The sequence below is a fragment of the Streptomyces sp. SirexAA-E genome, from assembly GCF_000177195.2.
Lineage (GTDB): Bacteria > Actinomycetota > Actinomycetes > Streptomycetales > Streptomycetaceae > Streptomyces > Streptomyces flavovirens.
On record NC_015953.1, the window covers coordinates 4,513,979 to 4,538,245 of the forward strand.

The 24,267-nt window shown below is 72.7% G+C and carries 22 protein-coding genes; 15 read left to right on the forward strand and 7 right to left on the reverse strand.

The features are described 5' to 3' along the window. Positions 1 to 76 precede the first annotated feature (76 nt). A complete protein-coding gene (locus tag SACTE_RS20270) occupies positions 77 to 1,882 on the forward strand; it encodes a DUF6350 family protein (RefSeq protein ID WP_014047874.1) in 1,806 nt (601 codons plus the stop codon). Between the two features lie 63 nt (positions 1,883 to 1,945). Here SACTE_RS20270 and SACTE_RS20275 read toward each other — a convergent pair whose 3' ends face one another. Further along, entirely contained in the window at positions 1,946 to 2,839 is an 894-nt protein-coding gene (locus tag SACTE_RS20275) for a hypothetical protein (protein ID WP_014047875.1), read from the reverse strand. A gap of 248 nt (positions 2,840 to 3,087) precedes the next feature. Between SACTE_RS20275 and purN the strand changes: the two genes are divergently transcribed. The 3 genes from purN to SACTE_RS20290 all read left to right on the forward strand — a co-directional run bounded on the left by purN (position 3,088) and on the right by SACTE_RS20290 (position 6,954). Next, positions 3,088 to 3,744, forward strand: a complete 657-nt coding sequence (purN, locus tag SACTE_RS20280; RefSeq protein ID WP_014047876.1) for a phosphoribosylglycinamide formyltransferase — start codon at positions 3,088 to 3,090, stop codon at positions 3,742 to 3,744. Next, positions 3,731 to 5,284: a bifunctional phosphoribosylaminoimidazolecarboxamide formyltransferase/IMP cyclohydrolase gene (purH, locus tag SACTE_RS20285; RefSeq protein WP_014047877.1), complete on the forward strand. Its 1,554-nt coding sequence runs from the start codon at positions 3,731 to 3,733 to the stop codon at positions 5,282 to 5,284. Before purN ends, purH begins: the two co-directional genes overlap by 14 nt. A 179-nt stretch (positions 5,285 to 5,463) precedes the next feature. Further along, on the forward strand, positions 5,464 to 6,954 hold the full coding sequence (locus SACTE_RS20290) for a DUF2079 domain-containing protein (protein ID WP_037759304.1): 1,491 nt from the start codon (positions 5,464 to 5,466) through the stop codon (positions 6,952 to 6,954). Between the two features lie 65 nt (positions 6,955 to 7,019). Here the strand turns inward: SACTE_RS20290 and SACTE_RS20295 are convergent, their stop codons facing one another. Further along, a complete protein-coding gene (locus SACTE_RS20295; protein ID WP_014047879.1) occupies positions 7,020 to 7,622 on the reverse strand; it encodes a hypothetical protein in 603 nt (200 codons plus the stop codon). Between the two features lie 237 nt (positions 7,623 to 7,859). Here SACTE_RS20295 and SACTE_RS20300 point away from each other — a divergent pair, with 237 nt between their 5' ends. The 3 genes from SACTE_RS20300 (at position 7,860) to SACTE_RS20310 (ending at position 11,036) form a co-directional block, all read left to right on the forward strand. Continuing rightward, complete coding sequence (locus tag SACTE_RS20300; protein ID WP_019993558.1) at positions 7,860 to 8,732, forward strand: bifunctional methylenetetrahydrofolate dehydrogenase/methenyltetrahydrofolate cyclohydrolase; 873 nt, start codon at positions 7,860 to 7,862, stop codon at positions 8,730 to 8,732. A gap of 21 nt (positions 8,733 to 8,753) precedes the next feature. Next, a complete protein-coding gene (locus SACTE_RS20305) occupies positions 8,754 to 9,443 on the forward strand; it encodes a DUF3017 domain-containing protein (RefSeq protein WP_014047881.1) in 690 nt (229 codons plus the stop codon). 603 nt (positions 9,444 to 10,046) lie between these two features. Continuing rightward, entirely contained in the window at positions 10,047 to 11,036 is a 990-nt protein-coding gene (locus tag SACTE_RS20310; RefSeq protein ID WP_014047882.1) for a malate dehydrogenase, read from the forward strand. 112 nt (positions 11,037 to 11,148) lie between these two features. On the opposite strand, the gene SACTE_RS20315 is transcribed toward SACTE_RS20310, so the two are convergent. Then, the gene (locus tag SACTE_RS20315) at positions 11,149 to 11,664 is read right to left on the reverse strand and encodes a carboxymuconolactone decarboxylase family protein (protein ID WP_014047883.1); all 516 of its coding nucleotides are present in this window, start codon (positions 11,662 to 11,664) and stop codon (positions 11,149 to 11,151) included. A gap of 47 nt (positions 11,665 to 11,711) precedes the next feature. On the opposite strand from SACTE_RS20315, the gene SACTE_RS20320 reads away from it, so the two are divergent. The 3 genes from SACTE_RS20320 to SACTE_RS20330 all read left to right on the forward strand — a co-directional run bounded on the left by SACTE_RS20320 (position 11,712) and on the right by SACTE_RS20330 (position 14,705). Beyond that, entirely contained in the window at positions 11,712 to 13,115 is a 1,404-nt protein-coding gene (locus tag SACTE_RS20320) for a PLP-dependent aminotransferase family protein (protein WP_014047884.1), read from the forward strand. 121 nt (positions 13,116 to 13,236) lie between these two features. Further along, positions 13,237 to 13,512 (forward strand): hypothetical protein, encoded by a 276-nt coding sequence (locus tag SACTE_RS20325; RefSeq protein WP_014047885.1) that lies wholly within the window; start codon positions 13,237 to 13,239, stop codon positions 13,510 to 13,512. Between the two features lie 5 nt (positions 13,513 to 13,517). Then, entirely contained in the window at positions 13,518 to 14,705 is a 1,188-nt protein-coding gene (locus tag SACTE_RS20330) for a glutathionylspermidine synthase family protein (protein ID WP_014047886.1), read from the forward strand. A 49-nt stretch (positions 14,706 to 14,754) separates the two neighbouring features. Here the strand turns inward: SACTE_RS20330 and rocD are convergent, their stop codons facing one another. Then, positions 14,755 to 15,960 (reverse strand): ornithine--oxo-acid transaminase, encoded by a 1,206-nt coding sequence (gene rocD, locus SACTE_RS20335; protein ID WP_014047887.1) that lies wholly within the window; start codon positions 15,958 to 15,960, stop codon positions 14,755 to 14,757. A 207-nt stretch (positions 15,961 to 16,167) separates the two neighbouring features. Here rocD and trpS point away from each other — a divergent pair, with 207 nt between their 5' ends. Both trpS and SACTE_RS20345 read left to right on the forward strand, forming a co-directional pair. Beyond that, positions 16,168 to 17,181 (forward strand): tryptophan--tRNA ligase, encoded by a 1,014-nt coding sequence (gene trpS, locus SACTE_RS20340; protein ID WP_014047888.1) that lies wholly within the window; start codon positions 16,168 to 16,170, stop codon positions 17,179 to 17,181. Between the two features lie 124 nt (positions 17,182 to 17,305). Continuing rightward, on the forward strand, positions 17,306 to 17,896 hold the full coding sequence (locus SACTE_RS20345; RefSeq protein WP_014047889.1) for a 2'-5' RNA ligase family protein: 591 nt from the start codon (positions 17,306 to 17,308) through the stop codon (positions 17,894 to 17,896). 16 nt (positions 17,897 to 17,912) lie between these two features. Here SACTE_RS20345 and SACTE_RS20350 read toward each other — a convergent pair whose 3' ends face one another. Together SACTE_RS20350 and SACTE_RS20355 are read right to left on the reverse strand one after the other, a co-directional pair. Continuing rightward, positions 17,913 to 18,671, reverse strand: coding sequence for a decaprenylphospho-beta-D-erythro-pentofuranosid-2-ulose 2-reductase (locus tag SACTE_RS20350; RefSeq protein WP_014047890.1), 759 nt, complete (start codon positions 18,669 to 18,671; stop codon positions 17,913 to 17,915). A gap of 40 nt (positions 18,672 to 18,711) precedes the next feature. Further along, positions 18,712 to 20,061 carry an FAD-binding oxidoreductase gene (locus SACTE_RS20355; RefSeq protein ID WP_014047891.1) on the reverse strand — a complete coding sequence of 450 codons (1,350 nt, stop codon included), beginning with the start codon at positions 20,059 to 20,061 and terminating at the stop codon, positions 18,712 to 18,714. Between the two features lie 128 nt (positions 20,062 to 20,189). On the opposite strand from SACTE_RS20355, the gene SACTE_RS20360 reads away from it, so the two are divergent. Then, the gene (locus tag SACTE_RS20360) at positions 20,190 to 21,110 is read left to right on the forward strand and encodes a YihY/virulence factor BrkB family protein (RefSeq protein WP_014047892.1); all 921 of its coding nucleotides are present in this window, start codon (positions 20,190 to 20,192) and stop codon (positions 21,108 to 21,110) included. Here the strand turns inward: SACTE_RS20360 and SACTE_RS20365 are convergent. Further along, complete coding sequence (locus SACTE_RS20365) at positions 21,058 to 22,320, reverse strand: D-alanyl-D-alanine carboxypeptidase (protein WP_037759280.1); 1,263 nt, start codon at positions 22,318 to 22,320, stop codon at positions 21,058 to 21,060. The genes SACTE_RS20360 and SACTE_RS20365 overlap by 53 nt on opposite strands. Before the next feature lie 121 nt (positions 22,321 to 22,441). Between SACTE_RS20365 and SACTE_RS35140 the strand changes: the two genes are divergently transcribed. Together SACTE_RS35140 and SACTE_RS20375 are read left to right on the forward strand one after the other, a co-directional pair. Continuing rightward, entirely contained in the window at positions 22,442 to 22,687 is a 246-nt protein-coding gene (locus SACTE_RS35140; RefSeq protein ID WP_014047894.1) for a hypothetical protein, read from the forward strand. A gap of 47 nt (positions 22,688 to 22,734) precedes the next feature. Continuing rightward, complete coding sequence (locus SACTE_RS20375) at positions 22,735 to 24,147, forward strand: metallophosphoesterase (protein WP_014047895.1); 1,413 nt, start codon at positions 22,735 to 22,737, stop codon at positions 24,145 to 24,147. Positions 24,148 to 24,267: the final 120 nt, after the last annotated feature.

Below are 24,267 nucleotides of genomic sequence, written 5' to 3' on the forward strand. Positions count from 1 at the left end.
AAAGTACATAAACATATATTGGGCGACACAGCGGCCTTTCGCCCGTTACACGAAATAAGCGCGTGTCGTTGGCAGCATGGCCCGGGTGACCCAAGTGACCGAGCGCAGCCCGATGTTGTCGGCCGAGCGGAGCAGGTCCGCCGTGCTGGCCTCCGCCTTCGTACGCGGCACGTTCGCCGCGGGGCTGGGGCTGGCCGCGATCACGGTCCTCGTCATGGTGCTGTGGATCAGCTCCTCCTCCCCCGACAGCGGCCCGAACGGGGCCCTGCACGTCGCGACCGGTCTGTGGCTGCTGGCGCACGGAGCGGAGCTGGTCAGGACCGGCACCCCGAGCGGCCACCCGGCCCCCGTGGCGACCGTCCCCCTGCTGCTCACCGTGGGGCCGGTGTGGCTGGCGTACCGGGCGGGCCGCGACTCCACGGAGTCCGGTGGCGGCGAGGAGACCGCCTCGCATTCGGCGGTGGGTGTCTGCTGCGCGGTGGCCGCCGGCTACCTGCTGGTGGCGCTGGGGGCCGCCGCGTACGCACAGGACGGCGGGATGCCCGCGGAGCGTGCCTCGCTCGGCTTCCCGCTCGCCGTCGTCGTGGTGGGCGCGGCCGGGGCGGGGGTCTGGGTGGCGCGCGGACGGCCGTGGGGACCGGTGCTGGCCTGGGCGCCGCTGAGGCTCCAGGAGGCCGCGGCCCGCGCGCGGTTCCGGGCCGGGGCGAAGGCGGCGGCGCGGTCGGCGGCGGCCGGTGTGGCGGTGCTGCTCGGCGGTGGGGCCCTGCTGGTGGCCGTGGCCCTGGTGTGGCACGTGGGGGAGGCCGAGCGGTCGTTCCTGACGCTGGCGGACACCTGGGCGGGCCGGATCTGCGTCCTGCTGCTGGCCGTGACCCTTGTGCCGAACGCCGCGATGTGGGGCGCCTCCTACGGTCTGGGGCCGGGCTTCGCCCTCGGTACGGCGTCCACGGCCACCCCGCTCACCTTCGGCGGCCGCCCCGCGCTGCCCGACTTCCCGCTGCTGGCCGCCGTGCCCGACCAGGGCCCCGGGACGGTGGCGAACTGGGCGGCCGTCGCGGTGCCGCTCGCCGCCGGTCTGGTCCTGGCCCGGTTCACCGCCCGGGCCGCCGTCCCCCAAGCCGGTGTACGGGGTCAGGCGTGGGGCCCCGGCGGTACGGCGGCGGCGGCGGGGCTGGCGGCCGTAGGGTGCGGGGCCGGGGCGGCACTGCTGGCCGCCGCGTCGGGCGGTCCGCTGGGGACCGGGGCGCTGGCGGAGTTCGGCCCCGTCTGGTGGCTGGTGGGTCCGGCGGCGCTGGTCTGGACGGCGGTGCTCGGTGTACCGGCGGCGCTGCTCATGCGGGCCTGGCGGCTGCGGGAGAACGGCTGGGGATGGCGGCGAGAGGTCGCCGCAGGCACCCCCGGGAGGCAGCCGGAGCCCGGCACGGCGGCGAAGCCGGAAGCGGTGGACCCCCTCGCGGAGGAGTACGAGTTCCTGTCGGCGGACTCCTGGCACGGAGAGCGGGCGCGGAAGGCCCGCTGGGCGTCGCTCAGGAAGGGGTCGGGCGGCCTGATGGCGGACTTCCCGGCCGAGAAGACCGTGCCACCGGCCGACCGGGCCGCGGTCCCACGGGACGCCGCCCCCCAGGGCCCGCCTCCCGCTGTGGAGCCGGACCCGCTCCTGGCGGCCCCGAAGAGGGCCGTCGACAGCGGCCTCCCGGACACGGACGGGTCCGGGAGCGGGACGGGCGGCAGCGGGACGGGCGAGGCCGGGACGGAGCAGCCCGGCGCGCCCGGCGGCCGACACGGCGGGAGCGACCTCGGCGGTGAAGGCACCGGAGCGGCGAACGGCCGGATCCCGGATGCTCAGGAGCACCGGGAATCCGGCCGGGGGGACGCACCGTGACGCCGGGAGAAGGCGCCGGGACGTCCGGAGGAGGCGCCGGGACGAGAGGACGTCCGGGGGCAGCTACTCCTTCACACCGAAGAACGGCTCCAGCGGGTCGGGCAGCTTCTCGTTGCACGCCAGCGCGCCGGTCTTCGTGAGCGCGTCGTTCACGCAGGTGTAGTAGTCGCGATAGACCAGCTGGACCGTGTAGGTCGTGGCGACGATCGACAGCGCCAGCAGGGCGGTCACCAGACCGCTGACGGCCGCCGTGGTCAGCTGACGGCCGCCGTTGGACGGGGCGGCCTGTGCCGCGTCCGGCTGTGCGGGGACGGTCGCCCGGTCCGGGCCGCCGTCGGGCGTACCCGTGGTCACGGCCCCGGACGGCGGGGCCTTGCGCGGCCCGGTGCGCAGGGCGCTGATCGCCCAGTACGCGGCGAGCGCGCCGAGCAGCAGGGCGATCTCGGGGAAGTCGAAGAGGGCGAAGAAGAACGCCCACATGCCGCCCAGCACCGCGTAGCGGGCGCGCCGCTGGGCCGGGTCGGTCGGGTCCCAGCGCAGCCCGCCGGGGTTGCCCTCGGGGCCGCCCTGTCCGCGGGGCCCGCCGGGGCCGCCGGAGCGGCTGCCGAAGCCGCCGTCCTGCCGGCCCGGCTGCCGGTCGCTCCACTGACTGCCCCAGGCCGGGCGGTCGTCCGAGGAGCCCGTGCCGTCGCGGTCGTTCCCGTCCTCCCCTCCGTGGGAGGGGTGGCGCGGCTGCCACGGCTGGTCGGGGCGGCCCTCGGGCGGAGCCGCGAACGGATTGTCGTCCGAGGGCGCCGGGGCGGACCCGGAGCCGGTGCCCGAAGACGAGGAGCCCGATGCCGAAGAGGGACCCGACGGCGTCGACGGGTCCTGCGGAGAGGACTGGCGTTCCCGCATCAGCGTGGATGCCCGCTCGGGCAGCGGGTGGCCATGGGCGGTGCGGAGGCGGTCCGGCATGTGGTGAACGTCTTCCCCATCTCGTCATGTCCGCCCGGAGGACGGTTCCCTGTCCCCTGACGCTACCTCCCGGTCACGCCCCCGTCCCGTGGGGGCCGTCGGGTGTGCCGGTATCGTTGCTGACGGTCGGCCCGTTCGTAGAGTTCCCCGTATCAAGGGGCGAGATTCTTTCGTACGACCATACAAACGCGGCCGCGTGCACATCCCGGTACACCGCATCTGCCTGACCCGCGAGAAAGGGCCCCGTCGTGGCCTCCCCGCCCCCCTCCGCCGCCCCGGCCCGTCTGGTCGTCCTCGTCTCCGGTTCGGGAACGAACCTCCAGGCCCTGATCGACGCCATCGGTGACGATCCGCAGGGCTACGGTGCCCGGATCGTCGCGGTGGGCGCGGACCGCTACGGCACCCTGGGCGCCGAGCGGGCCGAGCGGGCCGGGATCCCCACCTTCGTGTGCAAGCTCGGCGAGTACGCGAGCCGGGAGGAGTGGGACGCCGCGCTGACCGCCGCCGTGGCGGAGCACCGCCCGGACCTCGTCGTCTCCGCCGGGTTCATGAAGATCGTGGGCAAGGCGTTCCTCGCCGGGTTCGGCGGCCGCATCGTCAACACCCACCCCGCCCTGCTGCCCAGCTTTCCCGGTGCCCACGGGGTGCGCGACGCGCTCGCGCACGGCGTGAAGGTCACCGGGTGCACCGTCCACTTCGTCGACGACGGCGTCGACACCGGCCCGATCATCGCGCAGGGCGTGGTCGAGGTGACCGAAGAGGACACCGCGGAGGGCGAAGCCGCCCTCCATGAACGCATCAAGGACGTCGAGCGCTCGCTGCTCGTCGAGGCCGTAGGGCGGCTCGCCCGCGACGGCTATCGCATTGAGGGACGAAAGGTTCATCTCGGTCATGTCGGTGAATAAGCCCATCCGCCGCGCCCTGGTCAGTGTCTACGACAAGACGGGGCTCGAAGACCTCGCCCGCGGTCTGCACGAGGCGGGCGTCGAGCTGGTCTCCACCGGCTCCACCGCCGGAAAGATCGCCGCCGCCGGAGTCCCGGTCACCAAGGTCGAGGAGCTCACCGGCTTCCCCGAGTGCCTCGACGGCCGTGTGAAGACGCTCCACCCCCGGGTGCACGCCGGCATCCTCGCCGACCTGCGTCTGGACGCCCACCGCGAGCAGCTCGCCGAGCTCGGCGTGGAGCCGTTCGACCTCGTGGTCGTCAACCTCTACCCCTTCAAGGCGACCGTCGCCTCCGGCGCGTCCGACGACGAGTGCGTGGAGCAGATCGACATCGGCGGCCCCTCGATGGTCCGCGCCGCCGCCAAGAATCACCCGTCCGTGGCCGTCGTGACGAGCCCCGAGCGTTACGCCGACGTCCTCGCGGCGGTCAAGGCGGGCGGTTTCGACCTGACCGCCCGCAAGCGGCTCGCCGCCGAGGCCTTCCAGCACACCGCCGCGTACGACGTGGCCGTCGCCTCCTGGTTCGCCGACGGCTACGCCGCCGCCGACGACTCCGGCTTCCCGGACTTCACCGGTGCGACCTACGCGCGCAAGAACGTCCTGCGCTACGGCGAGAACCCGCACCAGCCCGCCGCGCTCTACACCTCGGGCGAGGGCGGCCTCGCCGAGGCCGAGCAGCTGCACGGCAAGGAGATGTCCTACAACAACTTCACGGACACCGACGCCGCCCGCCGCGCCGCCTACGACCACGCCGAGCCGTGCGTCGCGATCATCAAGCACGCCAACCCGTGCGGCATCGCGATCGCCGACGACATCGCCGAGGCGCACCGCAAGGCCCACGCCTGCGACCCGCTCTCCGCCTACGGCGGCGTCATCGCCGTCAACCGCCCGGTGACCGTCGAGCTGGCCGAGCAGGTCGCCGAGATCTTCACCGAGGTCATCGTCGCCCCGTCGTACGAGGACGGCGCCGTCGAGGTCCTCGCCCGCAAGAAGAACATCCGCGTCCTGCGCTGCCCCGACGCCCCGACCGCGCCCGTCGAGGTCAAGCCGATCGACGGCGGCGCCCTGCTCCAGGTCACCGACCGGCTCCAGGCCGACGGCGACGACCCGGCCAACTGGACCCTGGCGGCCGGCGAGGCCCTCAGCGCGGACGAGCTGGAGGAACTGTCCTTCGCGTGGAAGGCGAGCCGGGCCGTCAAGTCCAACGCCATCCTGCTCGCCAAGGACGGCGCCTCGGTCGGCGTCGGCATGGGCCAGGTCAATCGCGTCGACTCCGCGAAGCTCGCCGTCGAGCGGGCCGGCGAGGAGCGCGCGAAGGGCTCCTACGCCGCCTCAGACGCCTTCTTCCCCTTCCCGGACGGGCTGGAGATCCTGACGGCCGCCGGCGTCAAGGCCGTGGCCCAGCCGGGCGGTTCGGTCCGCGACGAGCAGGTCGTCGAGGCCGCGGAGAAGGCGGGCGTGACCATGTACTTCACGGGCACCCGCCACTTCTTCCACTGACCCCCGCCTCCCGTACGGGCCGCACCCGCCCCGGGTGCGGCCCGTACGCGCACCCGGACTCCCGGGATGCGGAGAAGGTTCGACCCTCTGTTCTAATGAGTGGCCCTGCCGGACCGGCCCCTGTCGGCACGCGCGCGTCCGGCAGGCGACCAGTGTGGGATTTGGCCAGCGGGGGCGACGTGCTTGACCTGAACCAGAACGGGACGGACGTGCCGGGGGAGAAGGAGCCGGATCCGGCCCCCGAGGCCGCCGCCCGCCCCCCGCACCCCGCACCCCCGCTGCCCTACCTCGTCACCGCCGCCGTGCTGTGCGCGGTGTACTTCCTGTACGCCTACCTCCGGTACAGCCACTTCCACTCGCCCTCCTGGGACCTCGGGATCTTCGAGCAGGAAGTACGGGCGTACGCCGGCTTCCGCGCCCCCGTCGTCGACATCAAGGGCCCCGGCTACCTCATACTCGGCGACCACTTCAGCCCCGTCGTGGCCCTGCTGGTCCCGCTCTACTGGATCTGGCCGTCCGCCCTCGCCCTGCTCTTCGCGCAGGCCGCCCTGTTCGCCGCCTCCGCCGTCGTCGTCGGACGTACCGCCCAGCAGATCCTGGGCGGACGCTCGGGGCTGTGCGTGACGGTGGCGTACGGGCTGTCCTGGGGGCTCCAGGAGGCGGTCAAGGCGGAGTTCCACGAGATCGCCCTCGCCGTCCCGCTGGTCGCCCTCGTCTGCCGGGCGCTGGTCCTGGAGCGGTGGCGGGCCGCCGTCCTGTGGGCGCTGCCCCTGGTCCTGGTCAAGGAGGACCTCGGGGTGACCGTGGCGGCCGTCGGGCTGGTCCTGATCCTCCTCGGCCGCCGGCTCCAGGGCCTGCTGCTGGCGGTGTTCGGGATCTGCGCGTTCGCGCTGACCGTCCTCGTCCTCATACCGGCGGCCAGCAGCGCCGGGACCTACGACTACTGGACGAAGATCGAGAAGAACGGCGAGCAGGAGGTCTCCCTGTTCGACTCCGTACTCGGCGTGCTGAACTCGTCCGTGAAGATCGAGATGCTCGTCTTCCTCGTCGGCATCACCGCCTTCATGGCCCTGCGCTCGCCCCTGGTCCTGCTCGTCCTGCCCACGCTCGGCTGGCGTCTGCTGTCCCAGGACTCCAACCACTGGGGCATGGTCTGGCACTACAGCGCGATCCTCATGCCGGTGGTCTTCCTGGCCATGGCCGACGGCGTCCGCCGCAGCCGCGCCTCGACGCGGCCCTGGCTCGTCAGTTACGCGAAGGTGGCCGTGCCCGTCGCCACCGCGATCGCCGTGACGCTCACCCAGCACCTACCGCTGCGCGATCTGCTGCGCCCGGAGACGTACGCCACGGAGGCGCGAGCCGAGGAGGCCGAGCGGGCCCTGGAGGCGATCCCCGTGGGCGCGCGGGTGGAGACCGACATCACGCTGATGTCGCACCTGACCTCGGACCGCACGGTCTACTGGATCGGCGGGGCCCCGGGCACCGCCCCCGACGTCGTGGCGATCAACCGGGACTTCGGCTGGTCGCAGCCGATCGACGACCCTGTGGCGTACGCCCAGCAGCTCCACCCCGAGGGGCGCTACCGGATCACCCGGCAGGCCGGCCCCTTCGTGGTCATGGAGCGGACCACCCCGGTCCCCGAGGACGTCCAGGTGCCGGGAAATGGCTGAAGGCCGCACCCCCGCCGGTGGGCGGGCGCCGCGGCCTTCGCGCGCTGGAAGCGGTGTGACGCAGGTCAGTGCTGCGGCTGCTGCTGCCGGTTGAACCAGGCGCCGCCGTCGGACTTCGCCACGAACACGGTGACCAGGATGGCGAGGACCGTGTGGACGAGGCCGACCAGGATGAAGGGGTAGATGCCCAGGATCGCGGTGATCACGCCGAAGACGATGGTCGTGATGCGCACGCCGTTGCCCCCGTTGCCGAACTTGACGGCGAGGACGACGGCGAAGACACCCCACAGCACCGCGAAGACGACGAAGCCCCACAGCGCGCCGCCCGAGTAGTCGGCGAGCTGCTGGAACTGGACGTCGTCCTTGAGCGTCGCGTCGTTCTTGGCCGCGTTCACGGCCGCCGCGGCGATCGCGAAGATGATCGCGCCGATGACCTGGAGGCCGGCGATCACGTAGAGCATGACGCGGGCGGCCTTCACACCGCCGGGCATCTCCGTGGGGCCGCCCGGGTAGCCGTAGCCGCCCTGGACCGGGGGAGCCTGCGGGTAGCCGTAACCCTGCTGGGGAACGCCCTGCGGGGCCTGCTGGGGATAGCCGTAGCCCGGCTGCCCTCCCGGCTGCCCGCCTTGCTGCTGGCCGTAGGGATTGTTCGGGTCGCCGAAGCTCATGGCGAGATTCCTCCGTTGCGGTTCTGCGGGGACGACGCGGTCCGGCTGGAGGAATGCTGCGCAATTTGTACGGTTGGTCCCCCCGACACCGTCCGCGGTACTGCGCGACTTATCGTCGTCGTGACATCGCCGTTCTGTCCAGTCGATTGCCGGATGCGTTGTGCAAGTGCAACCTCGTGTCCATTTCGGCCACCTGTAATTGGTATGCAGGGCGGGTCATCCGCAAAGATGGGCGCCATGACTGCCCAGATTCTCGATGGCAAGGCCACCGCAGCTGCGATCAAAGCCGACCTGACCGTCCGTGTGGCGGCCCTCAAGGAGCAGGGCGTCACCCCGGGCCTGGGGACCCTGCTGGTCGGCGACGATCCGGGCAGCCGGTGGTACGTGAACGGCAAGCACCGTGACTGTGCCGAGGTCGGCATGGGATCCATCCAGCGCGAACTCCCCGGCACCGCGACCCAGGAGGAGATCGAGGAGGTCGTACGGGAGCTCAACGCCGACCCCGGGTGCACGGGTTACATCGTGCAGCTCCCCCTGCCCAAGGGGATCGACACCAACCGCGTCCTGGAGCTGATGGACCCGGCGAAGGACGCGGACGGGCTGCACCCCACCAACCTGGGCAGGCTCGTCCTGAACGAGGCCGCGCCGCTGCCCTGCACCCCGCAGGGCGTCGTCACCCTGCTCCGCCGGCACGGTGTGGAGATCAACGGCGCCCACGTGGTGGTCGTCGGACGGGGCGTCACCATCGGCCGCCCGCTGCCGCTGCTGCTGACCCGCAAGTCGGAGAACGCCACCGTCACCCAGTGCCACACGGGCACCCGTGACCTTTCGTCGCACCTGCGCGAGGCCGACATCATCGTGGCCGCCGCCGGGGTCCCGCACCTCGTCAAGCCCGAGGACGTCAAGCCGGGCGCGGCCGTCCTCGACGTCGGCGTCAGCCGGGACGAGAACGGCAAGATCGTCGGGGACGTGCACCCCGGCGTCCGCGAGGTGGCCGCCTGGGTCGCCCCCAACCCGGGCGGTGTCGGTCCCATGACCCGCGCCCAACTGCTGGTCAACGTGGTCGAGGCGGCCGAGCGCGCCGCCGCTTCCGCCGTCTCGGCCGGCTGACCCCGGCCCGGAAGGAACGCCATGGGTGCTGGTACGAGTCCGGCGGACGGCACACGGTCGGACGGCACACACGCCGACGAGCCGGCCGAATCCGCCGGGACGACCGTGACCGGGAAGCCGGGAGAGACCGGGGCGCCGGTCACGGCGGACGGTCCCGGACCCCGGGAGGCGGCGGGGCCGGACGGCCCCGTACCCGACGAGGCGGCGCCGGACGGTGGGGCGTCGGCCGAGGCGGGGCCGGACGAGGCGGCCGGACCGGACGGCTCCACGGCGGACGAACCGGCCACGGCCGGTGAGGGCGGCGGCTCGACCCGGGCGCCGTCGCGGCGGTTCTCCCTGACCCGTGACACCGCGCGCCCCGAGGGCGGCGGCCGGGCCGCGTCGGGTGACGCGCCCGCCCCGGCCCGGCAGTGGCCCCTGCTGACGGTGCTCTGCACCGCCGGTGCCGGGCTGCTGATCGTGGCGCTCGACCCCTTCGCCGAGGCCTTCAGGATCGGCGCGATGCTGATCGGCGCCGCCCTCCTGGCGGGTGCGGTGCTGCGCTGGGTGGTGCCGTCCGTCGGCATGCTCGCCGTGCGGTCCCGGTTCACCGACCTCGTCACGTACGGCCTGATGGGCGGCCTGATCGTGCTGCTCGCGCTGATGGCACAGCCCAAGCCGTGGCTGGACGTCCCGTTCCTCCAGAACGTCGTCCACTTCACGATCCGTTAGGGATCTCACCGGCCGTCCCGCACAAGGGTGGTGTCCGTCCCCTCCCCCGAGAAGGGACGGACACCCGGACGGGGAGCGCCGTTGCAAGATGCGCCGGAAAGCGGTGACTTGAGCGGCCTTGCCCCGTCCTGCCTCCAGCGTCGTGGACATGAGGTGCTCGCTTCAAGAGGTGGCTGGGGCCTGTGGCACGGAAGTGACCATTCCGCCACCGTGTGCCCGTCCCGCAACGAGCTGTCACGAGCCCTGGTCCCGACGCGGCGCGTCCGGCGGCATGTGACGGTGTTCCGGGTGGCGCCCGATGCCCCGTGCGCCCCTTCGTCCGGTAGACCGCCCCGTGCCCCGAGGGCGTCCGCGGCCGGTCCGTCCACGCCGGCCCCGGCCCCTCACGACCCTCACCACCGCGAGGACCGGCCGCGGACACCCGGGTGAGGCGCCGGGCGGATGCGCAACGTGACCGGCTGTGCGCGGTGACACAGGGGGGCGGGCGGCCGTGGAGGGGCGGGTCCGATAGCCTGACCGCTGGATTCTCTTCACATCAAGATTCAGAGACGTCCAGCACCAGGGGCAGTGCCCCCTACCGCCAGCTGTCTAACGGAGACCGCCATGACCCGCACTCCCGTGAATGTCACCGTGACCGGCGCAGCCGGCCAGATCGGCTACGCGCTGCTCTTCCGCATCGCCTCCGGCCACCTGCTCGGCCCGGACGTGCCGGTCAACCTGCGACTCCTCGAGATCCCGCAGGGCCTCAAGGCCGCCGAGGGCACCGCCATGGAGCTCGACGACTGCGCCTTCCCGCTGCTGCGCGGCATCGAGATCACGGACGACCCGAACGTCGGCTTCGCCGGTGCGAACGTCGCCCTCCTCGTCGGGGCACGCCCGCGTACGAAGGGCATGGAGCGGGGCGACCTGCTCTCCGCCAACGGCGGCATCTTCAAGCCGCAGGGCAAGGCCATCAACGACAACGCCGCGGACGACATCAAGGTCCTCGTCGTCGGCAACCCGGCCAACACCAACGCCCTCATCGCCCAGGCCGCCGCCCCGGACGTACCGGCCGAGCGCTTCACCGCGATGACGCGTCTGGACCACAACCGGGCGATCTCGCAGCTGGCCGCCAAGACCGGTGCCGCCGTCTCCGACATCAAGAAGCTGACGATCTGGGGCAACCACTCGGCGACCCAGTACCCGGACATCTTCCACGCGGAGATCGCCGGCAAGAACGCCGCCGAGGTCGTCGCCGACGAGGCGTGGCTGGCCGACACCTTCATCCCGACCGTCGCCAAGCGCGGCGCGGCGATCATCGAGGCCCGGGGCGCGTCCTCCGCCGCCTCGGCCGCCAACGCCGCCATCGACCACGTGCACACCTGGGTCAACGGCACCGCCGAGGGCGACTGGACCTCGATGGGTATCCCGTCGGACGGCTCCTACGGCGTCCCCGAGGGCATCATCTCCTCCTTCCCGGTCACCACGAAGGACGGGAAGTACGAGATCGTCCAGGGCCTGGACATCAACGAGTTCTCCCGCGCGCGCATCGACGCGTCGGTGCAGGAGCTCACCGAGGAGCGCGACGCGGTCCGCGAGCTCGGCCTGATCTGACCCGGCCTCCGGCCCCGGCCGGACACCCGGACCGTACGAAGGGGCGCCCCCGGCACACGCTGCCGGGGGCGCCCCTTCGTCCGTGCTTGGCGCCTGCACCGTGGCCTCCGGGTCAGTGCTTGATGTCTCCGGGCGTGTAGTGGCCCGGTACCTGGCGGGTCGACACCCCGAAGCGGTTCCAGGCGTTGATGACGGTGATCGCGGCGATCAGCTGGGCGAGTTCGGCCTCCTCGAAGTGCTCGGCCGCCTTGGCGTACACCTCGTCCGGCACGAAGCCGTCGGTCAGGACCGTCACGGCCTCGGTCAGCTCGATCGCCGCCAGCTCCTTCTCCGTGTAGAAGTGCTGCGACTCCTCCCAGGCGCTGAGCTGGACGAGCCGCTCCACGGACTCGCCCGCCGCGAGGGCGTCCTTGGAGTGCATGTCCAGGCAGAGGGCGCAGCGGTTGATCTGCGAGGCGCGGACCTTCACCAGCTCCAGCAGCTTCGGGTCCAGGCCCTTACGGGACGCCGCGTCCAGCCGGACCATGGCCTTGTACACCTCGGGCGCGAGCGTCGCCCAGGAGAGGCGGGCCGGGTGCTCGGGGGCGTACGCGCCGGGCGCGGGGTGGTGGTGCTCGTTCGTCGTCATGGATACGACGCTACGGCTCCGGTGGCGCACCGGTATGGTCCATTTCCATGACGGATTCCTGGGCCGCTTTCGGTGCCGACCTGCACATCGAACCGGTCGGGCCCGGGCTCCGCAGCGGGCTGACGACCGCGCTGCGGGACGCCGTCCGCTCGGGACGGCTGACCCCCGGCACCCGGCTGCCCTCCTCCCGGACGCTCGCCGTCGATCTGGGGATGGCCCGCAACACCGTCGCCGACGCCTACGCGGACCTGGTCGCCGAGGGCTGGCTCACGGCACGGCAGGGTTCGGGGACGAGGGTCGCCCAACGGGCCCCGGCCGCACGCCGGTCCGGAACGGGGGCGTCCCGGTCCCCGAACGTACGGCGGCGGCCGGTCCACAGCCTGCTGCCCGGGTCGCCCGACCTCTCGGCCTTCCCGCGCGCCGAGTGGCTGAAGGCCGCCCGCCGCGCCCTGACCGCCGCCCCCCACGAGGCCTTCGGGTACTCCGACCCCCAGGGCCGCATCGAGCTGCGCACCGTGCTGGCGGAGTACCTGGCACGGGCCCGCGGGGTCTACGCGGCCCCGGAACGCATCGTCGTCTGCGCCGGGTTCGTCCACGGGCTGTCGCTGCTGGGGAAGGTGCTGCGGCGGCGCGGGGTGCGGGAGGCGGCCGTCGAGTCGTACGGGCTGGACATCCACCGTGACCTGCTGACCGGGGCGGGGCTGCGCACCCCGTGCCTGCCGGTGGACGGACTCGGGGCCAGGACGGGGGAGCTCGCCGCGATGCGGGGGGTCGGCGCGGTCCTGATGACCCCGGCGCACCAGTTCCCGACGGGGGTCCCGCTGCACGCCGACCGGCGGGCCGCGGCGGTCGACTGGGCGCGGTCCCGGGCCGGGCTGATCCTGGAGGACGACTACGACGGGGAGTTCCGCTACGACCGGCAGTCGGTCGGCGCGCTCCAGGGCCTCGACCCGGAACGGGTCGTCTACCTCGGGACCGCCAGCAAGTCGCTCGCGCCGGGGCTGCGCCTGGGATGGATGGTGCTGCCGCGGAGCCTGGTGGGCGAGGTCTGCGAGGAGAAGGGCGGCGCCGAGTGGATGTCGGCCTCGCCGGACCAGCTGACGCTCGCGGAGTTCATCGCGTCCGGGGCGTACGACCGGCACGTGCGGTCCATGCGGCTGCGCTACCGGCGCCGCCGTGACGCGCTCGTGGCCGCGCTCGCCGAACGGGCGCCGGACGTCCGGGTGAGCGGCATCGCGGCCGGGCTGCACGCCGTCCTGGAACTCCCGGCGGGCACCGAGCGGTCGGTGGTGCAGGCGGGCGCCTGGCAGGGGCTGGCGCTGGAGGGGCTGGCACGCTTCCGGCACCCGGATGTGGAGTCCGGCCGCGACGGGCTGGTCATCGGTTACGGGTCGCCGGCCGACAGCGCCTGGGCGGGCGCGCTCGACGCCCTGTGCCGGGTGCTGCCCTGAAGCCCCGTCGGCATCCCGGAGACCGGCGACGACGGGTTCAGTCGACAGGCCGGGAGATCTAGTCTGAGACGGGCAGGGGCCGGGGGGGCCACTTCACGCGTACGACGGGGGAGAACGGAACATGGCCAAGCGCAGGCTGAGGTCGAGCACCGTGGTGCTCGGCGGCATGGGGATGCTCGCGGTGACGATCACCTCGTGCGGATCGGAACCGGACCGGCGGTGCGTGGACCCGGTGACCCGGGAGAAGCTTCCCAGCTACGAGTGCAGCGACAGGAACGGCAGCGGCTCGTACTACTACGGCGGCAGCAGCAAGAACGGCTCCTACTCCGGCGGCAGTTTCGACAAGTCCGCGGTGGACCGCGGCGGTTTCGGCTGCTCCGGCACGGGCGGTGGCTGAGCGCCGTGGAACGCCGCACCATCGCACCGCGCCCGGGCTGGCAGGCGACCGTCGAGGAGCAGGGGCTCGTGTACCCGCTGACCCGCCACCCGGACGGATCGCTGCGGCCCTACTGGGACGAGAGCGCGTACTACGTCTTCTCGCTGCCCGAGATCGAGGCACTCGAAGAGGTCGTCGAGGAGCTGCACGCCATGTGCCTGGCCGCCGCCGCGCACATCGTGGAGCAGGATCGTTTCGCCGAGCTGGGCATCACCGACCCCCGGCTGGCCGGTCTGGTCGCCGAGTCCTGGCGTCGCCGCGCCGAACTGCCCTCCCTGTACGGGAGGTTCGACCTCCACTACGACGGCCGGGGCCCGGCGAAGATGCTGGAGTACAACGCCGACACCCCCACCTCGCTGGTGGAGGCCGCGAGCCCCCAGTGGTTCTGGATGGAGGACCGCTTCCCCCGGGCCGACCAGTGGAACTCGCTGCACGAGCGCCTCGTCGACGCCTGGAAGCGGCAGGCGGCCCTGCTCCCGCCGGGGCCCCTGCACTTCGCCCACTCCGACGGTGACGAGATCGGCGAGGACCTGATGACGGTCGCCTATCTGCGGGAGACCGCCGAGCAGGCCGGTGTCGAGACCGAGGCGCTCTCCGTCGAACGCATCGGCTGGGACCGGCTGACCGGCCGCTTCGTCGACGACCGGCTCCGCTTCATCCGCAGCTGCTTCAAGCTCTACCCCTGGGAGTGGCTGGTCACCGACCGCTTCGGCCCGCACGTGCTGGACACCCTCGACAACGGGGGCGGCACCGGCACCACCTGCTGGATCGAACCCGCCTGGAAGATGCTGCTCTCCAACAAGGCGCTGCTGGCCGTCCTCTGGGAGCTGTATCCGGGGCACCCCAACCTGCTCCCGTCCTACCTCGACGGCCCCCGCGAACTCGCCGGTCCCCAGGGAGCGGGGTGGGCCGCCAAACCGCTGCTCGGCCGCGAGGGGGCCGGGGTCACCCTGCACGAGCCGGGCAGCGCTCCGGCACCGCGCGAGGACGCCTGCTGCCACCAGCGGCTCGCCCCGCTGCCCGACTTCGACGGCAACCGCGTGGTCCTCGGCGCCTGGGTGGTGGAGGACGAGGCCGCCGGACTCGGGATCAGGGAGTCGGCGGGGCCGGTCACGGACGGGTACGCCCGCTTCCTGCCCCACGTCATCCTCTGAGTCCGCCGGGCCGGACCGGCCGCCGAGAGCTCGCTCGTCCCCCGCCCGGTCAGCCGCCCAGGACGGCGCGGAGCTGGTCCAGGCCCCAGTCCAGGTCCTCCTTGCCGATGACCAGCGGCGGGGCGATCCGGATGGTGGAGCCGTGGGTGTCCTTGACCAGGACCCCGCGGTCCATCAGCTTCTCCGAGATCTCCCGGCCCGTCCCGAGCCCCGGGTCGATGTCGACCCCCGCCCACAGTCCGCGCCCCCGGACCGCCGTCACCGCGTCGCCGCCGGCCAGCAGCCCCAGCTCGCGGTGCAGATGGTCGCCCAGCTCCGCCGCCCGCTCCTGGTACTCCCCGGTGCGCAGCATCGCGATCACCTCCAGCGCGACCGCGCAGGCCAGCGGATTGCCGCCGAACGTCGACCCGTGCTCACCGGGGCGGAAGACCCCGAGCACGGCGGCCGACGAGACGACGGCCGACACCGGCACGACACCGCCGCCCAGCGCCTTCCCCAGGAGGTACATGTCGGGGACGACTCCCTCGTGTTCCAGGGCGAAGGTCCGGCCGGTGCGCCCGAGCCCCGACTGGATCTCGTCCGCGACGAAGAGCACGTTCCGCTCCCGGGTCAGCTCCCGCACCCCGGCCAGGTAGCCGGACGGCGGCACCAGGACCCCGGCCTCCCCCTGGATGGGCTCCAGCAGCACGGCGACCGTGTTCTCGGTCATCGCGTCGGCGAGCGCGGTCAGGTCCCCGTACGGCACGATCTCGAACCCCGGGGTGTACGGGCCGTAGTCGGCACGCGCCTCCGGGTCCGTGGAGAAGCTGATGACGGTGGTCGTGCGGCCGTGGAAGTTGTCGGCGGCCACGACGATCTTCGCCATGCCGTCCGGGACGCCCTTGACGCGGTAGCCCCACTTGCGGGCGGTCTTCACCGCCGTCTCCACTGCCTCCGCCCCGGTGTTCATGGGCAGCACCATCTCCATGCCGCACAGCTCGGCCAACTGCGTACAGAAGTCGGCGAACCGGTCGTGCTGGAAGGCGCGCGAGGTCAGGGTCACCCGCTCCAGCTGGGCACGGGCCGCGTCGAGCAGACGTCGGTTGCCGTGGCCGAAGTTGAGCGCCGAGTAACCGGCCAGCAGGTCGAGGTACCGCCGGCCCTCCACGTCGGTCATCCAGGCACCGTCCGCGGTCGCCACGACGACCGGCAACGGGTGGTAGGTGTGCGCGCTGTGCGCCTCGGCGGAGGCGAGGGCGTTCTCCGTGGTCGACACGGGGTCTCCGTTCGTCGTGCGGGGCGGGCGGGGTGTGCCCACTTTGTATCGTCGGTCGGATCCCGGACCGGGAAACCTCCACGGCCCGGCGTGCCCCGGGGGCCCTCGTGCGGGCCCGCGCGCACGCCCCCGCCACGCGCCGCGCGCGCTCGTGCCTTTCCCGCACCGGCTGCCGGAGATCGCCCGCGCACCTGAGACAATGGGGCCATGGCCTCTGATCGTCCCCGCGTGCTCTCCGGAATCCAGCCCACCGCAGGCTCGTTCCACCTCGGCAACTACCTCGGTGCGGTCCGCCAGTGGGTGGCGCTGCAGGAATCCCATGACGCCTTCTACATGGTGGTGGACCTGCACGCGATCACCGTTCCGCAGGACCCGGTCGAGCTGCGCTCCAACACCCGGCTCGCCGCCGCCCAGCTGCTGGCGGCCGGCCTCGACCCCGAGCGCTGCACGCTGTTCGTCCAGAGCCATGTGCCCGAGCACGCCCAGCTCGGCTGGATCATGAACTGCCTCACCGGCTTCGGCGAGGCCTCGCGCATGACGCAGTTCAAGGACAAGTCCGCCAAGCAGGGCGCCGACCGGGCGACCGTGGGCCTCTTCACCTACCCGGTGCTCCAGGTCGCGGACATCCTGCTCTACCAGGCCAACGAGGTACCGGTCGGCGAGGACCAGCGCCAGCACATCGAGCTCACCCGCGACCTGGCCGAACGCTTCAACGGCCGGTTCGGCGAGACGTTCACCGTGCCGTCGCCGTACATCCTCAAGGAGACGGCGAAGATCTACGACCTCCAGGACCCGGCGGTCAAGATGAGCAAGTCGGCGTCCACGCCCAAGGGCCTGATCAACCTGCTGGACGAGCCGAAGGCCACCGCCAAGAAGGTCAGGAGCGCCGTCACCGACACGGACACGGTGATCCGCTTCGACGCCGAGAAGAAGCCCGGCGTCAGCAACCTCCTGTCGATCTACTCCACCCTCACCGGCACCGCCGTCACGGACCTGGAGCAGAAGTACGAGGGCAAGGGCTACGGCGCGCTCAAGACCGACCTCGCCGAGGTCATGGTGGAGTTCGTCACCCCGTTCCGGACCCGCACCCAGGAATATCTGGACGACCCCGAGACGCTGGACTCGATCCTGGCCAAGGGCGCCGAGAAGGCCAGGACCGTCGCGGCGGAGACGCTGGCGCAGACGTACGACCGCATGGGACTTCTGCCCGCGAAGCACTGAGTCCAAGGACCCTGGCGAGATCACTGCCGAAGGGGCCACACTGGCGTCGGCACGAGTGGCGTACGACTCCGGAGTGGCACTCGGCAGGGTCGAGAACCGGCCATCGACAACAGAGGAGAACGATGTGGGGACCGTAACGCTTGGCGTTTCGATCGCGGTCCCGGAGCCCTACGGCAGCCTGCTCCAGGAGCGGCGCGCGAGCTTCGGGGACCCTGCCGCGTACGGCATTCCCACCCACGTCACCCTCCTCCCGCCGACCGAGGCGGAGGCGGCCGACCTGCCGGCGATCGAGGCGCACCTCGCCCAGATCGCCACGGCGGGCCGGCCGTTCCCGATGCGGCTCTCCGGCACCGGCACCTTCCGGCCACTGTCGCCGGTCGTCTTCGTCCAGGTCGTCGAGGGCGCCTCCGCCTGCTCCTGGCTGCAGAAGCGGGTCCGCGAGTCCTCGGGGCCGCTGGTGCGCGAGCTCCAGTTCCCGTACCACCCGCACGTGACCGTGGCGCACGGCATCGCCGAGGAGGCCATGGACCGCGCGTACGAGGAGCTCTCCTCCTACGAGGCGGCCTGGACCTGCGGTTCTTTCGCGCTGTACGAGCAGGGCACGGACGCCGTCTGGCGCAAGATCCAGGAGTTCCCGTTCGGGGGCGGCGGCGCGGCGCCCGCCGTACCGGCCCAGGGCGGCTGGTCCGTGGACCAGCCCTCGCTCCGGCCCTGACCCCGCGCCGGGCCGCCTACCGCACGGGCAGCCGCCGGAACAGCGGGCGCGGCACGTGCCGCAGGGCCGACATCACCACCCGCAGGGCCCCGGGCACCCACACCGTCTCCGAGCGCCGCCGCAGCCCCGTCACGATCGCGTCCGCGACGGCGCCCGGCGTCGTCGCGAGCGGTGTCTCCTCACGCCCCGCCGTCATGCGGGTCCGGACGAAGCCGGGGCGTACGACCATCACGTGCACGCCCGTGCCGTGCAGTGCGTCCCCCAGGCCCTGGGCGAACGCGTCCAGGCCCGCCTTGCTGGAGCCGTAGATGAAGTCGGCGCGGCGGGCCCGTTCGCCCGCCACCGAGGACAGCACCACCAGCGAGCCGTGACCCTGCGCCTGGAGCGCGCCGGCGCACACCAGTCCGGCGGAGACCGCGCCGGTGTAGTTGGTCTGCGCCACCTGGACCGCGGAGAGCGGTTCCTCCTCGTCGCGCGCCTGGTCGCCGAGGATGCCGAAGGCCAGCAGCACCATGTCGATGTCGCCGTCGCTGAAGACCTTGCCGAGCACCTCCTCGTGCGAGCCGGAGTCCAGCGCGTCGAAGGCGACGGTCCGCACGTCGGCACCCAGCTCGCGCAGCTCGTCGGCGGCCCGTTCCAGGGCGGGGGAGGGGCGCCCGGCCAGCCGGACCGTACGGGTGCGGCGGGCGATCAGCCGGCGGGCGGTGGCCAGGCCGATCTCCGAGGTGCCGCCGAGGACGAGCAGGGACTGCGGAGCACCGAAGGCGTCCTTCACGGGGGGATCTCCTAGCGACGGGGGCGTGACGGCGGGCGGGTCAGAGGGAGAGCCGGCGGGACAGGTCCGAGCGGAAGGCGCCGTCCGGGTCGAGCTCCGCGCGCAGCGCCCGGAAGTCCGCCAGCCGCGGGTACATCGCGGCCAGCGTCTCCGGGCGCATCCGGGCGTCCTGGGCCAGGCAGACCCGGCCGCCGGCCTCCGCCACCTCGTCGTCGAGGCGGTCGAGCAGCCGCGCCAGACCGGGCAGCCCCGCGGGCAGGCCGAAGGAGAGCGACCAGCCGGGCGCCGGGAAGGAGAGCCACCCGGGCCCGCCCGTCCCCAGCCGCTGGAGCACGGCGTGGAAGGCCGGGCAGCGCCGCAGCGAGAGCCGCCGGACGACACGGTGCAGGGTCTGCTCCTGTCCCTCGCCCACGGCGAACCGGTAGTGCACGAAGCCACCCCGGCCGTAGAGGCGGTTCCACCCGGGGAGGGCGTCCAGGGGGTGGAGGAAGGACGAGACGCGCTGCAGCCGCCCGGCGCGCACGGCGCCCGCGCCCCGGAAGCGCAGCTCGGCCAGGAGCGCGGCCGAGGTGCGGCCGAGCAGGCCCTCGGGTACGTACGCAGGGGCGGCGGGCAGCTGGGCCGGACGGAACACCAGGGGCGTGTGCCGGGCGCGCGGCGGGAGGGCGTCCAGGGGCGCGTGATCCCCCCGGGCCAGGACGGCGCGCCCGGTGGCCTTCCCGCGCGCCATGAGGTCGATCCGCGCCGCCGCGTACGGGAGGTGGCCGGCGGTCGCGGAGAGCCGGGCCAGCGCCTCGTCCAGGTCGGCCGCCCGCTCGGTCACCACCGTCATCAGGGAGGTGGCGACCGGCCGGAGCGAGAGGGTCGCGGAGAGGACGACCCCGGTCAGACCCAGACCTCCCGCCGTCGCGTCGAAGAGCGTGGTGCCCGGCAGCACCGTGCGGACGGCGCCGTCGGCGGTCAGCAGTTCCATGGAGCGCACGTGCCGGGTGAAGGAGCCCGCGGTCAGGTGGTTGCGTCCGTGCACGTCGGAGCCGATCGCGCCGCCCACCGTGACGTAGCGGGTCGACGGCGTCACCGGGAGGAACCAGCCCAGCGGCAGCAGCACCTCCATCAGGCGGTGCAGGCTCACCCCGGCGTCGCAGACGACCGTGCCGGTGGCGGTGTCGATCGTGTGGACGCGGTCCAGCCCGGTCATGTCGACCACCGAACCGCCCGCGTTCTGCGCCGCGTCCCCGTGGGACCGGCCCAGCCCCCGGGCGACGACCCCGCGCGGCCCGCGGCCCGTCACGGCGACCGCCGCCTCCTCGTACGTACGGGGGCGGAACCGGAGTGCGGTCGTCGGGGCGGTGCGGCCCCAGCCGGTCATGGACACCGTGTCGACGGACATGGAGGTGACCGTATCGCCAAGGGAAACCCTTTTGAGGGATTTGTTACAGCACTCACCGAAATGGGTGATTGGTTCCTCGGGTGGCCCCGCCTGCCGGTTTTCCGCGCCCGGCAGGGTACGCGTAGGTCATGGACTGGCTGAAGAAACTTCCCGTCGTCGGCCCGCTCGTCGGCCGGCTCACGGAGACCCACGCCTGGCGCTCGTACGAGACGCTGGTCCGGGTCCACTGGGCCCGGCTCGCCGCGGCGATCACCTTTCTCAGCTTCCTGGCGCTCTTCCCGCTGATCGCGGTCGGGGCGGCGGTCGGCGCGGCGCTCCTGACGGACAAGCAGCTGAACAAGATCGAGAAGCAGCTGGCCGAGCAGGTCCCGGGCATCTCCGACCAGCTGGGCATCGACAACCTGGTGGCCCACGCGGGCACGGTCGGGCTGGTCGCCGGTCTGCTGCTGCTCTTCACCGGCGTCGGCTGGATCGGCTCGATGCGGGAGTGCCTGCGCGCCGTCTGGGAGAAGGACGACGCCGACCAGGGCAACCCGGTCGTCCGCAAGCTCAAGGACGCCGGTCTGCTGATCGGCCTCGGCGGCGCCGCGCTGGCCACGGTCGCCGTCAGCACCATCGGCTCGACGGCCATCGGCTGGACCGCCGACCAGCTCGGCATCCCCGAGGACGGCGCCGGCGGTGTGCTGCTCCGGGTGGCCGCCCTGGTGGTGGCGGTCGGCGCGGACTTCCTGCTGCTGCTCTACCTGCTGACCCTGCTGCCGGGGGTCGAGCCGCCCCGGCACCGGCTCTTCGTCGCCGGGCTCGTCGGAGCGGTCGGCTTCGAACTGCTCAAGCTGCTGCTCGGCAGCTATATGAAGGGCGTCGCCTCGAAGAGCATGTACGGCGCCTTCGGGGTCCCGATCGCGCTGCTGCTGTGGATCAACTTCAGCGCGAAGCTCCTGCTGGTCTGCGCCGCCTGGACGGCGACGCCCGAGCGGGACGCCGAGGACGCCCCCGTCAGCGACGAGGGAGGCGGCGCACCAGGTCGGGCAGCGGCCAGCGCCGGTTGACGAGGAAGACCCCTGCGGTCAGCACCACCAGCACCCCGGCGACGACCGACAGCGCGATCCAGACCCCGGAGCCGGCGGGGGCGGCGGCCACGCTGGTCCCCACGGCCGCCTGGTTCTCCTTGCCGGCGCCCGGTGTCTTGTTCGCCCCGGCGGCCGGCTCGGTGCCCTCACCGGCCGCGGTGAGGGCGGACTTCGGAGGGACCAGGGTGCCGACCGGCTTCACCTTGCCGCTCGCCGAGAATCCCCAGTCCAGCAGGCTCGCGGCCTCCTTGTAGACGGCGTGGCTCACCTCGGAGTCCGGGTGCATGACGGTGACCAGGAGCACCCGCCCGTTGCGCTCGGCGACCCCGGTGAAGGTGTTGCCCGCGTGGGTGGTGTAGCCGTTCTTGACGCCCGCGATGCCCTGGTACTGCTCCACACCGTCGGCGCCGGTGAGCAGCCGGTTGGTGTTCTGGATCCCGAAGGACTGCCGCTTCTTGCCCTTCTCCTGCTCCCCGGGGAACTGCGCGGAGGCCGTCGCGGCGTACTCGCGGAAGTCCGCCTTCTGGAGCCCGCTGCGGGCGAACAGCGTCAGGTCGTACGCGCTGGAGACCTGGTTCTGGGCGTCGTAACCGTCCGGCGAGACGACCCGGGTGTCGAGGGCCTGGAGCTCGTACGCGTGCCGCTGCATCGCCGCGACCGTCGCGTCCACACCGCCGTACATCGAGGCCAGGACGTGCACCGCGTCGTTGCCCGACTGGAGGAAGACACCGAGCCAGAGGTCGTGGACCGTGTAGCTGTGGTCCTCCTTGACCCCCACCAGGCTGCTGCCCTCGCCGACCCCGGCGAGGTCCTGCTCCTTCACCAGATAGGACGTGGTCGGCTGGAGGGCCGGCAGGACCGTGTCGGCGAAGAGCATCTTCAGGGTCGAGGCGGGCGGCAGCCGCCAGTGGGAGTTGTGCGCCGCCAGCACGTCGCCGCTCTCCGCGTCCGCGACGATCCAGGACCGGCCGGTGAGGTCCTTCGGCAGCACCGGCGCGCCCGGCCCCAGGTCGACCTGGGTGCCCACCGCGCCCAGCCGCTCCCCTCCCACGGTGGACATGGGACCCGTCGGCTTCGGCTGTTTGTCGTCCTTCTTGTCCTTGTCGGCCGCCGAGGCCGGACTGAGGACGCAAACGGACAGCAAAGCGGCAGAGAGGACCGTCATTACAGTCTTTTTCAGAGCAGGCACGGTCGGAAACGTACATGGCGTTGCCATGGATCGGGATCCGGATGGCCTGACCCGCCGTGCGGACCGCCGGGACAGCCCACCCCGGACGAGAGCCGCCGAGCGCGGTGGCGATACTGATTCCATGAAGCTCAGCCGCCCCGTCTCCTGGTTCCTGCTCGTCTTCGGGGTGTGGAGCTGGTTCATCTGGATCACTTTCGTCAAGAACCTCTGGAAGGACGGCAGCGGGCTCGCGTTCGACGACGCGGGTGACCCGACCGCGTACTTCTGGGTCCATCTGCTGCTCGCCATCACGTCCTTTCTTCTGGGGACGGCCGTCGGGGTCATCGGGTTCCGTGGTGTCAGGGCGCTTCGGCACACACGCACATGAACGAGGTCCGGACGGGTTCGGTCCGGCGGGGGAGCGGGGGAACGTAAGTGGTAGTCGTCTTCGTCCTGGTGGCGGTCGCGGTTCTCGCGCTGCTGGCCGGGGTGCACCGCTATGTCTGGCGACGCCTGATCGGTGACACGACGGCCGAGGGCTCCCTCGCGCGCCGGGCCGGCACGGTCGCGGTGTGGGTGTTGCCCCTGACGACCGTGGGCGCCTTCGCCGGGGGCCGGGCCGGCTTCCCGTTCCCCCTCCAGCAGGTGCTGGCCTGGCCGGGCTACCTGTGGCTGGCCGCGCTGCTCTACCTGACGCTGGCGCTGCTGGTGGGCGAGGCGGTACGGCCGCTGCTGCGGCGGGTGCTCGCCCGCCGGGCCCCCGAAGGAGCCCCGCGCGCCGCCCGGGGCGCCGCGGAGGAGGCCACGGCGGACCCGGGCGGCACGGCCCCCGAACCGGTCGCTGCGACCGGTACCGCCTCGCACGCCGCGGCCGCCCCCACGAAGACCGCCACGGACACCGGCACCCCCGCATCGGCCCCGTCGGCCCCGGGACCCGAGCCAGAACCGGAATCCGAGCCGGAACCGGAATCCGAACCGGAACCGCAAACCGTGCCGGGACCGGCACAGCCCGCCGCAGCCGGCCCCTCCCGGCGGCTGTTCGTCGCACGGGCGGTCGGCGGCGCGGCCGCCCTCGCCGGGCTCGGCACGGTCGGCTACGGCACCTACGGGGTGCTGCGCGGCCCCCGGGTCAAGCGGATCACCGTGCCGCTCGCCCGGCTCCCGCGCTCCGCGCACGGCTTCCGGATCGCGGTCGTCAGCGACATCCACCTCGGCCCGATCCTCGGCCGCGCCCACACCCGGCGCATCGTCGACACGATCAACGCGACCTCGCCCGATCTGGTCGCCGTGGTCGGGGACCTCGTGGACGGCTCGGTCGCCGACCTCGGCACCGCCGCCGAACCACTGGCCAAACTCGAATCACGGCACGGCAGCTACTTCGTCACCGGCAACCACGAGTACTTCTCCGGCGCCGCCGAGTGGGTCTCCCACGTACGGGAGCTCGGGCTGCATCCGCTGGAGAACGCCCGGGTCGAGATCGCCGGGTTCGACCTCGCCGGTGTCAACGACGTCGCGGGCGAAAGCGAGGGCCAGGGACCGGACTTCGGCGCCGCGCTCGGTGACCGGGACCGCAGCCGGGCCTCGGTCCTCCTCGCACACCAGCCGATCGTCATCGACGACGCCGTCGCGCACGGCGTCGACCTCCAGCTCTCCGGCCACACCCACGGCGGTCAGCTCTGGCCCGGCAACCTCCTGGCCGAGCTGGCCAACCCCACCGTCGCCGGGCTCGAACGCTACGGCGACACCCAGCTCTACGTGTCGCGCGGGGCGGGAGCCTGGGGCCCTCCGGTACGGGTCGGCGCGCCCTCGGACATCACCGTCGTGGAACTCGCCTCGAAACAGTCCTGAGCAACTCCCGGCGCACACCGTCGTGAACACGCAAACGGCACACCATACTCACGCCCAGCAACGAAAGTTGCTGGTAGAGGGTGGTGTGCCCCCCATTTCGAAGCCAAATCCAGACTTTCG